General features: G+C 74.2%; 1 protein-coding gene. It reads left to right on the forward strand.

The annotated features are described in order from the left end of the window. A partial coding sequence (locus tag ACNPM4_RS18660; protein ID WP_448986699.1) for a flotillin domain-containing protein occupies positions 1-623 on the forward strand: 623 nt, incomplete at its 5' end. Between the last annotated feature and the right edge of the window lie 20 nt (positions 624-643).

Below are 643 nucleotides of genomic sequence, written 5' to 3' on the forward strand. Positions count from 1 at the left end.
GGGCGGCCGAGGCCGCCGCGATCGAGCAGGTCAAGCAGGCCGAGGCTCGCACCCGCATCGCCGAGCAGCAGGCAGAGGCCGACAAGGCCCGCGCCGCCGGTGAGGCCGCGGCTGCCGTCGCGAGCGCCACCGGTGAGGCCGACGCGCTGCGCTCGAAGGCCGAGGCCGAGGCTCACGCCCGACGCCTGCAGGCTGCTGCCGAAGCCGAGGCGATCCGCGCCGAGGGTGACGCGCGCGCCGCAGCTCTCGAGGCCGAGGCCAAGGCCATCGCCTCGAACCAGGACGCCTTCCTCTCGCAGCGCGTGCTCGAGGTGCTGCCGTCGATCATGGCCGAGTTCTCGAAGGGTTACGCGGCGATCGGCAACGTGTCGATCATCGGCGGCTCGGGCCAGGACGGCGCATCGGACGTCGTCGGTGCCGACAACGCCAAGGCCCTGGCCTCGGTGTTCGAGAGCGTCCACTCGGCCACCGGGCTCGACCTCGCCGGCATCATCCAGGGTCAGGCCGTCGGCCGCGGCTTCGGAGCCGGTGTCGCGGAAGCTACGCCTGCCGCGCCCGCACCGCGCGTCTCGACGCCGACCACCCCGCCGCCGCCCGCACCGCCGGCTCCGGCAGCGGACTAGTCACACCTTCACGACAGGGG

It is taken from the genome of Microbacterium umsixpiens (genome assembly GCF_053543675.1).